Origin of the sequence: Blautia intestinalis, from assembly GCF_014297355.1 — a bacterium.
Classification (GTDB): domain Bacteria; phylum Bacillota; class Clostridia; order Lachnospirales; family Lachnospiraceae; genus Blautia_A; species Blautia_A intestinalis.
Genome location: NZ_JACOQE010000001.1, coordinates 582680 through 594167 on the forward strand (window position 1 = coordinate 582680; position 11488 = coordinate 594167).

Sequence of the window (11488 nt, forward strand, 5' to 3'; positions counted from 1 at the left end):
CGTCCGGAAAGGAGAACCGATGAAAAGTCTTGAAAAAGCTACGGCAGATTATGAGAAAGCCAAAGAGAAAATGGAAGCTTCCAAAGCCAGATATGAAGCAGATTTAAAGCGGTTCAAGGCTGCGGAGATAGCAAAAACAGAAGCGGAAAATCTGGAAATTGTAAAAATTATCCGTGCGATGGATATGAGTATTCCGGAATTAGAAGCTTTCAAAAAGAGAATGAAAAATGAACTGCCCGGCAGGGTAGAAATACAGAAGGAGGAAACAAAAGCCGATGATGAATCTGGAAAAAATGAAACAGAAGAAGAGAACAATTACTAAAAGCAGGGTAAAAAAGAGCTTGCTTGCAGCAACGACATTTCTTTGCCTGACAACACCTTTGCTCCAGACACAGACTGCTTATGCAGCTGAGAATACAACACCTGCAATCACGATTGAGAAACCGGATGGCTGGAAACAGGGAGAAACAACCATTGCTGTTACGGTAGATGCCAGCCATATGCCGGATGGTTTCTCAATAGCAAAAATTGAAGCAAAAGCAGGAAAAGATGGGAGCTGGCAGGATGTAACCGGAAGCGGAAGTATCACGATCACTGGAAACCAGACAGTGTATGTCCGTGTGACAGATGGTGAGGGGAAGGTCTATGAGCAGAATCGCTCTATTAAGTGTTATGACACAGAAAAGCCTACGCTTTCTGCATCTCTGACAGATGGTGTACTGACGATTCAGGGAAATGATACCGTTTCCGGCATTACTTCTGTGACAGTTAATGGCACCACTTATACAGATCTGAAGGATGGAATGCTGAGAGTGCAACTGACACAGAAAGATTTTACAACAAAACAGATTGAAATCACGGTAACGGATGGTGCCGGAAATACTTCTGAAAAGTATGTGTTGCAGAATCCTTATTATGAATGGGCAAAGAAGCAGGCAGAGAAACAGAAAACTTCCAGTGACAGTAATGGTGCAATGGCAACCACGACCAGTGCAGATGCAACTGGGACTGAGAAAACAACGACTTCACCGCTTCCGCAGGATGCGCAGGCATCTGAGCCAACAGATGCAAAAGGAACTGTGGATGATCGGACAGTGACAGGTATTGAGGAACAGCTTAATAAAGAAGGCGAGACAGCAGATTCTGTTACCAAAACGGCTACGGAAGGCACAAAAGAGTTTTATACCATTTCAACTAAGAGTGGTAAGATTTTTTATCTGATCATCGACAATTCAAAATCTCAGGATAATGTGTATTTTCTTACAGAAGTCAGTGAAAAAGATCTGATGAACTTTACACTTTCTGATTCGGTGACACTTCCGGAAGTGGATACGGTTTATGCAGAACCAGAGAAAAAAGCAGAGGAAGAAAAACCGGAAACGACAGAGACAGATGAGAAAGATAAGGTGGAGGATGAAATCCAGATGCCAGAAGATAAAAGCCCATTTGGAACGTATCTTCTGATTGCGCTGGTAGCAGTCGGAGCTGCGGCAGGAGGATATTACTTCAAAGTCTATAAACCAAAGCATGAATATGATGACGAGGATGAGATGGAAGAGGATGAAGATGAATCCGAAGATTCAGAGTCAGAAAAACGGGAAGTAGACGATGCAGATGAGCAGGAAGAAAGTGCAGAACCGGAAATCCTGAGAGATGAAGATTTCAATGATGATGTACTGGAAGATGAAGAAGAGGAGTAGGAGTAAATGAAATTAGTGATTGCAGAAAAGCCATCGGTTGCGATGGCACTGGCTTCGGTACTGGGAGCCAGAACAAGAAAAGATGGCTACGTGGAGGGAAACGGTTATATCGTTTCCTGGTGCGTAGGACATCTAGTTGGATTATGCGATGCATCGGAATACGATGAAAAATATAAAAAATGGAGATATGAAGATCTGCCGATTGTGCCGGAATGCTGGAGACACAAGGTTTTGGATGGAACAAAGAAGCAGTACGGAATCTTGAAAAAACTGATGAGAGATTCCAATGTAGATGAAGTGATCTGTGCTACTGATGCAGGACGTGAAGGAGAGTTAATCTTTCGTCTGGTGTATGAGCAGGCAGGATGCAAAAAGCCGATGAAGCGGCTCTGGATTTCTTCCATGGAAGAACAGGCAATTAAAGATGGATTTGCGTCATTAAAAGACGGTTCGTGTTATGACAGTCTCTATCAGTCAGCACTTTGCAGGGCAAAGGCAGACTGGCTGGTGGGAATCAATGCGAGCCGTCTTTTTTCCGTTCTGTATAACCAGAATCTGAAAGTCGGAAGAGTGCAGACACCAACACTTGCCATGATCGTGGATCGAAATCAGAAGATCAAGGAATTTACCAAAGAAAAATATTATATGGCTCATATCAAGTTTGATGATATGGATGCAGTTACAGAGCATTTTCAGAAAAAAGAGGATGCAGATAAAGTGGCTGCGGACTGCCTGGAGCGGATGTGCGAAGTGGAAAAGGATGATGTGAAAGAGAAAACAGTCCGCCCTCCGAAGCTTTATGATCTGACCACCCTTCAGAGGGAAGCTAACAGAATGTTTGGCTATACCGCACAGCAGACATTGGATGCAGTGCAGGAGATGTATGAGCAGAAGCTTGTCACTTATCCGAGAACAGACAGCCAGTATCTGACAGATGAGATGGGAGAAAGCACAGAAACTCTGATTCAGATGTTACTTGGGGAAATGCCTTATGCTGAAAGCCTGGAATATCAACCGGACGTGAGTAAGGTATTAAATTCAAAGAAAGTATCTGATCACCATGCAATTATCCCGACCATGGAAGTAGCAAAGGCAGATATAGGTAAACTGAAAGAGCGAAACCGCAAGATTTTGTATCTGATCAGTGCCAGGGTACTGACAGCAACTGCAGATCCTTATATTTATGAAAGCCATAAAAGCCAGATTACCTGTAATTATCATACGTTTTATCTCACGGCAAAGAAAACAAAGCAGGAAGGATTCAAGGCAATCGAAAATAAAATGAAACAGTTCTTTGGCGTAAAGAGTGAGAAAGAAGAGCCGGAGCTGGATATCTGGGCAGGTAAGCATTACGGTCCTTGTGATTCTTTTGTATCGGAGCATTTTACACAGCCACCGAAACAGTACACAGAAGATACCCTGCTTTCTGCGATGGAACGTGCTGGGAATGAAGAACTGACCGAAGATACGGAAAAGAAAGGACTTGGTACTCCGGCAACAAGGGCAGCAATCATTGAAAAACTGATTCAGTCTGGTTTTGTGAAAAGGGAAAAGAAAAATCTGGTGCCGACAGATGATGGCAATGTACTGATTACGGTTTTGCCGGATGAGATTAAATCTCCGAAGATGACAGCAGAGTGGGAAATGGCATTGAATCACATTGCCCAGAATACAGAGACAGCAGATGAATTCCTAAATGGGATTACAGAGCTGATGCAGGAACTGGTTGCCAGATATCAGGCTATTTCAGAAGAAAAGAAAGAGCAGTTTCAGGGAAAAGCAAAAGGGGAAGTCATTGGCAAATGTCCCCGATGTGGAGCTGATGTCAGGGAAGGAAAAGTAAACTTTTACTGTTCCGACCGGAACTGTGCTTTTACCTTATGGAAGAATGATAAATTCCTTGCAAGCCAGGGGAAAAAGATGGATAAGGCGGCAGCAAAGAAGTTCCTGTCTAAAGGAAAAATCCATTATAAGGATCTGGTATCCAGAAAAACAGGGAGACAGTATGAAGCAACTGTGGAAATGATTGATCCCGGCGAGGGAAATGTGCAGTTCAATCTGATTTTCCCATAACGATAAGTAATGTATTGCAGGCAGTCTAAGGACTGTCTGTTTTCATACAAATATTATGAAAGAGAGGACCTTAGCATGAAGAAAAAAGGTAATTTTAGGAAAGTAGTATCTGGATTGCTGGCAGGCATGACAATGCTTAGTACAGTGTTGTCTCCGATGACTGCATATGCAGCGGAGATCCAGCCAGAGGAAAAACCGCCACTTTATGAGGAAGTGAAAGACCTTCTGGATGAAGAGGAGGTGGTGACTGCCAAAGATTATGAACTTGAAACAGGCAGTGTATTTGATGTGAAATCAGACTACACAGGACTGGAAATCAAGGATGATGAAAAGGTTAAAGTCACATTTGAGGAAGCAAAGAACGACAAGAATGAGGATTTTACGACAGATCATGTGGACACTTACAAAGCGGTCTATTATGTGGAACCGGTAAATCAGGAGCATCCGAAGTATCAGATCAGCCGAAAGCTGATTGTGCGTGAGAAAGAAACAGAAGTGCAGACAGAAACTGCAGGGAGCGAAGCAGTAACCGAATCTGAAACAGCTGGCAGTGAACAGCAGACAGAAGAAGCGGAGGATTCAGAATCAGACTCGGAAATTACCGATATTGATGCTGATGAATTTGATGATTTAGTAGAGCAGGCACAGAATCAGGATACCTATGATGAAGAATCCGGGTTAGAGCTTCACGATGTTTTGGAACAGGCAGGAGACGAAGGTGTGGATCTTGATTCTATGGAAGAGGGAGAGATTGCAACATTTGAAGCAGTTTTGGCTTATTCAGCAAGAAGTACACAGCAGGTAACAATCGAAAAAGGACCTCTGTATAGATATGCAGATTATAATCTTGGAACCTATCTGACAGAGCCGTACTATATCAGCTACGGAAGCGTCAGAGCAACTGCGTATTGTGTACAGCCGGCAAAACCAGGACCAGGATCTGGAAATTATACAATCACAAAGATCGGGGACAATCAGGCGTTAGCAAAAGTGTGTTATTACGGTACAGATGCCGCAGGAAGCGAAAGTTTTTTTGCGAATAAACACACGGATTTTTCAGAAGGAAAAAGATTCATCATTATTCACATGGCTGCATCTTATGCCAATGGAAGCAGTGATGCATTCTATGGAACAAATGCTACAGGCGAGGCTTTGGCAAAAGAACTCTATAATTATTGTGCAAATAAGCCGGAAATACCAGATGTAGCGATGTCATTTTCCAAACCGAATGTAAAAGCTTATGTAGATGGAAATGTTCAGAGAACGGAGAACATTAAGTTCAATGCATCTTCCCAGCAGAAAATCACAATGGACTTACCAAAGGGAGTGAAGCTTTATAATGTATCTACTGGAAATGTAAGTGCGGCAGGTGCAAGCGTAACAATTGGAGGCGGAACCACGTTTTATCTTTCAGCTCCTCTGACACAGACAAGAGATGTAAGTGCTACTTTTTCTGCAAAAATGAAGGGAAGTATTACAAAAGATTATTCAGCATATAAACTGACTACGAATGCAAGTGTTCAGGATCTGGCATTTGTGTTTGGAGAAGGTGTCGCTGATGAAAAATATGTAAGCTTAAAGGTGTCCTGGATTGAACAGGCTACGATCGAAATCGTAAAGAAAGACGATACAGCGGATGTTAATCTTGCAGGTGCAGTGTTCGGTGTATACAGCGATGAGGCTTGTACAAAGCTGATCATTCAGATGCCGGCAACAGATAAGAATGGAAAATCTTCTGTTACGATCATCAAGACACAGGATACTGTTTATCTGAAAGAGATCACCGCACCACAGGGATATGTGGTAAATGCAACGGCAACAAATGTAAAACTGGTAGCAAGTAAAACCTCATCGGTAACTGTGGAAAATAAGGAACAGCTGGCAGAGCTTACCATTTACAAAGAAGGACAGGTTCTTACCGGAGCAGATGTCAGTGAAAATGGAACGGTATTCCAGTATGAAAACCGCAGACAGAAAAATGCAGTGTATAACGTGTATGCCGGGGCAGATATCGTAACTGCTTATGGCACAAAAGTGTACAGCAAAGGTGACCTGGTAAAAGATAATCTGACTACGGGAGAGAATGGTTCTGTTACACTGAAGAACCTGCATCTTGGAAGCTATGTGGTGAAAGAAGCAAAAGCACCGGACAATTTCTATAACGGCAGCGAAGAAAAGCCAGTGACTCTGACTTATGCCGGACAGAATAAAGAAGTTGTATTTGCAGATGTGACTTTTAACAACGAAAGACAGAAAGCAGATGTTTCCGTAGTAAAACAGGATAAAGATACAAAGAAACCACTGAATGGCGGTATTTTTGCTCTGTATGCATCCGATGATATTAGAAATGCAGACGGAACCGTTGTTGTGAAAAAAGGAACACTGATTGAGAAAGCAACTACTGGAGCAGATGGAACTGCAAAATTCACAGCAGATCTTCCGATTGGATATTCCTATTCCGTAAAAGAAGATCAGGCGCCGGAAGGCTATGTAAGAAATACAGAAGATGTGTATACGTTCAAGTTTTCTTACACCAATGATAAAGAAGCAACCGTATTATTTGCCCATACCTTCAGCAATGACCGTGTGACAGCAAAGATCAATTTATTCAAAGTTGATAAAGAAACAGGAAAAGCAGTACCACAGGGAGATGCCACACTGAAAGGTGCGGTTTATGGTCTGTATGCCCGTGAAGATATCGTGCATCCGGACGGAGCAACTGGAACTATTTATAAAGCAGGAGAACAGGTAGCATCTCTTACAACAGATGACAAAGGACAGTCTTCTGTAAAAGGTTTATATCTTGGCAAATATTATGTCAAAGAGATCACACCGCCGACCGGATACCTGGCAGATACAGAAGAGCATGATCTTGTGTGCAGTTATGAAGGAGATATGACAGCAGAAGTAAAAAGAGAGTGCACTTCCAGTGAGCAGGTCATCAAACAGCCATTTCAGATCATCAAAGCAGCCAACAATGGAAAGACCGATGCAGATCTGTTATCCGGAGCCGGATTTACAGTTTATCTGAAATCTTCCCTTACAAAGAAAGCAGATGGAAGCTATGATTTTGATTCTGCCAAACCAGTAGTGAGTGGAGAAAATGGAGCAACTGAGATTTTCACAGATGAAAAAGGGTATGCCTGCAGTATTCCATTACCATTTGGAAGCTATATCGTGCGTGAAACTACAACACCGCACAATTACAAGCCAGTCGATGATTTTGAAGTGAATATCACAGAACATCATCCAAACGAGCCACAGATCTGGCGAGTGCTTCTGGATGAAGAGTTTAAGGCAAAACTGAAAATCGTGAAAAAAGACGATGAAACAAAGAAATCTGTATTGATTGCCGGGACAGAATTTAAGGTATATGACCTGGACAACAAGAAGTATGTGGAGCAGGTAACAACTTACCCAGTGACAACTACTCACAAGTCCTATTTTACGGACAGCCAGGGATATCTGATCATGCCGAAGAATCTGAAGATCGGACATTACCGGATTGAGGAAGTCAACGCACCGGAAGGGTACACAATCAATAAGAACTATGTAGAGATTGCGGTGGATGCAAATACAGCATACCAGATGGATTCTGAGAGCGGAGATGCCATTATTACGGTAGACTACGAGAACCATCCGGTAAAAGGAAAGCTGACGATCTATAAAAAAGGTGAGATGCTGACCGGATTTAAAAAGGATTTTGTTTATGAAGAAAGATACCTGAAGGGTGCATCATTTCATGTCTATGCAGCTGAAAATATCTATACACCGGATTATCAGAAAGATGAAAACGGAAACAGACAGCTGATCTATGCAAAAGATGCACTGGTAACAACGGTAACGACCGGGGAAGACGGAAAAGCAGTTGCTGATAACCTGCCGCTTGGTTCTTACTATGTGGTAGAAAAGACTGCACCGGAAGGATTCGTCCTGAACCATGACAGATCGGATGTCTCATTTGTCTATGCGGATCAGGATACACCTGTGATCGAACAGGAAGTGATGGTTGGCGATGACCGCCAGAAAGTTGCAATCCAGGTAGAAAAACAGGATGCAGAAAATGGTGCAACCGTAGCAGGAGCTGTCTTTGGCATCTATAACACAGAAGATCTGAAGAATGAGAAAGGTGAGATCATTGTAAAGGCAGATACACTTCTGCAGGAAATGACTTCTGATAACGATGGTCTTGCAGCATGTACGCTGGATCTGCCGCTTGGACAGTATTATGTGAAAGAGTTAAAAGCACCGGCGGGATTTGTATCCTCTGATGAAGTTCTGAATCTGGATGCTTCTTACCAGGGGCAGGATGTGAAGACAGTAAAACTGAAAACAGTGAAAAAGAACCAGCCGACAACAGTTGAAATCACAAAATCTGATGTAACAACAGGTGTGGAACTGGATGGGGCAAAACTCACCGTTCTTGATAAAGAAGGAAATGTTGTGGATCAGTGGACTTCTGTAAAAGATCAGCCACATGTGATCAAACGACTGACTGTGGGTAAAGAATACACCCTTCGAGAGGAAATGGCACCGTATGGATATCTGAAAGCGACGGATGTGAAGTTCACACTGGAAGATACTGCCGAGATTCAGAAAGTAGAGATGAAAGATGAAGTTCCAACAGGACTTCTGATCATCAACAAAAATGGAGAGTTTCTGGATAAGGTGACACTTTTGGATCATGTAAAAGGTACCGTGGAGCATCTTTTTGAGTATGTAACCGGAAGCCTTTCAGATGTGGCTTTCGATGTATTTGCTGCGGAAGATATCAAAGCGGCAGATGGTGTCAGTGAAGATTATTTCAAAGCAGATGAAAAAGTAGGAACCATTACCACAGATTCCAATGGTATTGCACAGATGGGAGATCTCCCGGCTGGAAAATACTATGTGAAGGAAGTAAAAACAGCTCACGGTTATGTGCTGGACAAAGAGTCGAGATATGTTGACCTTTCCTACCGTGATCAGGACACACCAGTCATCACTTATGATGAGAAATGGCAGAATGCCCGTCAGAAAGTAAAGGTTACGGTTCTGAAGAAAGAAAAAGATACAGAACGTGTTCTTGCAGGTGGTGTCTTTGGTCTTTATACCAGTGAAGATATCAAAAATGCAAAGGGCGAGGTACTCCTTGAGAAAGACAGTCTGATCGAGCAGCGGGTAACGGATGAAAAAGGACAGATTACTTTTACGGCAGATCTTCCGGTAGACGGAAAATACTATGTGAAAGAAATCTTTGCGCCGGACGGATTTGTTACAACAGAAGAAGTACAGGAATTTACCTTTGAATATGCCGGAGAAGACCAGGCAGAAGTAAGCTACGACTTTACTTTTGAAAATCAGCCAACCACAGTGGAGCTGTCCAAAACAGACCTGACAACAGGTAAAGAACTTCCAGGTGCACACCTGAAAGTAACGGATTCAGATGGCAATACAGTAGATGAATGGACTTCTACGGAAGAATCCCATGTGATCAAAGAACTGGTTGTTGGTAAGAAATACACCATGACAGAGACAAAACCGGCAGATGGATATGTCACTGCAGAAAGTATTACTTTCACAGTAGAGAATACAGCAGAGGTTCAGAAGCATGAGATGAAAGATGATGTGACAAAAGTAGAGATCAGTAAGACTGATATCACAGGAGAAACTGAGATTCCAGGTGCGAAACTGACGATTCTCGATGAGGATGATCAGGTAGTAGAGAGCTGGACTTCCACAGAGGAAGCACACTATATCGAAAAACTTCCAATCGGTAAATATACCTTACGTGAAGAGCAGGCACCGAAAGGATATCTTCTGACATCGGATGTTAGTTTTGAAGTAAAGGATACTGGAGAGATCCAGAAAGTAGCTATGAAAGATGACACTGCCAAGGGAAAAGTGATTCTCAATAAGACAGATAAATCATCAGGAGAACCGCTGAAAGGGGTAGAATTTGAACTCCGTGACAGCAAAGGAAAGGTACTGGAAACCTTAAAGACAGACGCTGCCGGTCATGCAGAAAGTAAGCTGTATGAGATTGCCACATTTAAGAACGGCAAATATGATACAGCAATCAAGTATTATCTGGTGGAAACAAAAACACTGGACGGATACACACTGGATCAGACCAAGCATGAAGTGACATTTGCCTATGCAGATGACAGTACACCGGTTGTAGAAGTTACCTTTAATCTGACAAATGAGAAACCGGAAGTTCCAGAAACACCGAACACACCGGATATACCACAGTCCCATGAAGAGACAAAGGTATCAAACGCACCGAAAACAGGTGACAGCACGAATATCTGGCTGCCAATCTTGCTTCTTGTAATCTCCACAGGAGGTATGGCAGGACTTTATATCAGCAGGAAAAGGAAATAAGGAAATTAAAACCAACGGTTATGATTGGGAGCTTCTATGTGAGGCTCCCTTTTTCATACAAAAAAATCACAGAAAGGAACAGAAAACTATGATGAAAGCAATGGAAAAAAGACAGGAAGCACGAAAAAACCAGGAGAAAACAGTAAAGAGAATGATGGCTTATCAGAAGAAAGCCGAGCAGATGGTCAGCAGAAAAAGAATGAACCATCACATGATCAGAAAGGGGTAAAAGCGTATGATGAACAGAAAAGAATTTTATGAATATGTCAAAGACAATGTAAAGGAGTATCTGCCAGAGTCTTATAAGGACGCAGAAATTAAACTTCAGGAAGTAGAAAAAAACAACGGTTTGAAGTTGACAGGTATTACGATTCCAAACGGAGATCAGAGAATCGTACCGACAGTCTATCTGGATTCCCTCTACCAGGAATATATCCATGGAAAAGATGTAGACTCTTGTGTTGGCGATGTGGCTGATATGCGTATTGAGGCACAGGGAAAAGCAGAATTTTTTGATATGGGAGTTCCAGATATTCTGGATTATGAAAAGATGAAGGACAAATTACAGATGAGAATTTGTGATAAGGAATGGAATACCGATCTTCTTGCAGATAAAGTAGTCACAGAACACGGAGATTTTGCAGCTTATTATGCAGTAAATCTGGAGGAAAATGGAGAAGGGATCAGCAGTATTCCGGTAACTGTTTCTCTGATGAACGAGTGGGGAGTATCTGCCGAACAGATTCAAGCGAATGCGATGGTGGCAGACCGAAAACGTGGTGTCACACTTATGGATATGAATGAGATTATCAAATCTATGATTTTTGGTGAAGAACCAGAAAACCTGCTGAATGAAAAAATGGATATGGAAGCCATGGAAAACCCAATGTTCTGTCTGACAAACAAAGCTAAGATGAATGGAGCTTCCCTGTTACTGCAGGAAGATATTCGTAAACAGATTGGGGAATGCCTGGGAAGTGATTACTTTGTCATCCCATCTTCCATTCATGAAGTGCTGATTCTTCCTGATAACGGCATTTTTCAGGTTCCGGAATTAAATGCGATGGTACAGGAAGTCAATGAGACACAGGTGGAAAGACAGGAACAGCTTTCGGATAAGGTTCAGTTCTGTGATAAAAAGACCGCAGTAATGGAAAATGCTGAGCGTAGGGAAGCTCGTTTGGAGAAAGAAAAAGCAGCCGAAAAAGTGGAAGTAAAAGGTGGAATCCATGGAAGACTGGAAAAAGCCAAGGCAGAGATCAAGGCAAAAGAGGCAGACAAAGTGCCAAAGAATAAGTCAAAAGATCTTGCCGCAGCATTATAAAGAGAAACAACGATGATTTTAAGGG

The 11488-nt window shown here is 42.4% G+C and carries 6 protein-coding genes; all 6 read left to right on the forward strand.

Going from position 1 to position 11488, the window contains the following annotated elements; genetic code table 11:
* Positions 1 to 19 precede the first annotated feature (19 nt).
* The 6 genes from H8Z79_RS02600 (at position 20) to H8Z79_RS02625 (ending at position 11463) form a co-directional block, all read left to right on the forward strand.
* Positions 20 to 322 carry a DUF4315 family protein gene (locus H8Z79_RS02600; RefSeq protein ID WP_005344193.1) on the forward strand — a complete coding sequence of 101 codons (303 nt, stop codon included), beginning with the start codon at positions 20 to 22 and terminating at the stop codon, positions 320 to 322.
* Positions 276 to 1700, forward strand: a complete 1425-nt coding sequence (locus H8Z79_RS02605) for a CD1107 family mobile element protein (RefSeq protein WP_330600198.1) — start codon at positions 276 to 278, stop codon at positions 1698 to 1700. Before H8Z79_RS02600 ends, H8Z79_RS02605 begins: the two co-directional genes overlap by 47 nt.
* Positions 1701 to 1706: 6 nt before the next feature.
* Positions 1707 to 3773, forward strand: coding sequence for a DNA topoisomerase 3 (locus H8Z79_RS02610; RefSeq protein ID WP_186582105.1), 2067 nt, complete (start codon positions 1707 to 1709; stop codon positions 3771 to 3773).
* A gap of 75 nt (positions 3774 to 3848) precedes the next feature.
* Entirely contained in the window at positions 3849 to 10139 is a 6291-nt protein-coding gene (locus H8Z79_RS02615; RefSeq protein ID WP_186582104.1) for a SpaA isopeptide-forming pilin-related protein, read from the forward strand.
* A gap of 88 nt (positions 10140 to 10227) precedes the next feature.
* Positions 10228 to 10368 carry a hypothetical protein gene (locus H8Z79_RS02620; protein ID WP_008688072.1) on the forward strand — a complete coding sequence of 47 codons (141 nt, stop codon included), beginning with the start codon at positions 10228 to 10230 and terminating at the stop codon, positions 10366 to 10368.
* Positions 10369 to 10374: 6 nt separating this feature from the next.
* Positions 10375 to 11463, forward strand: a complete 1089-nt coding sequence (locus H8Z79_RS02625) for a DUF5688 family protein (protein ID WP_144167203.1) — start codon at positions 10375 to 10377, stop codon at positions 11461 to 11463.
* Positions 11464 to 11488 lie beyond the last annotated feature (25 nt).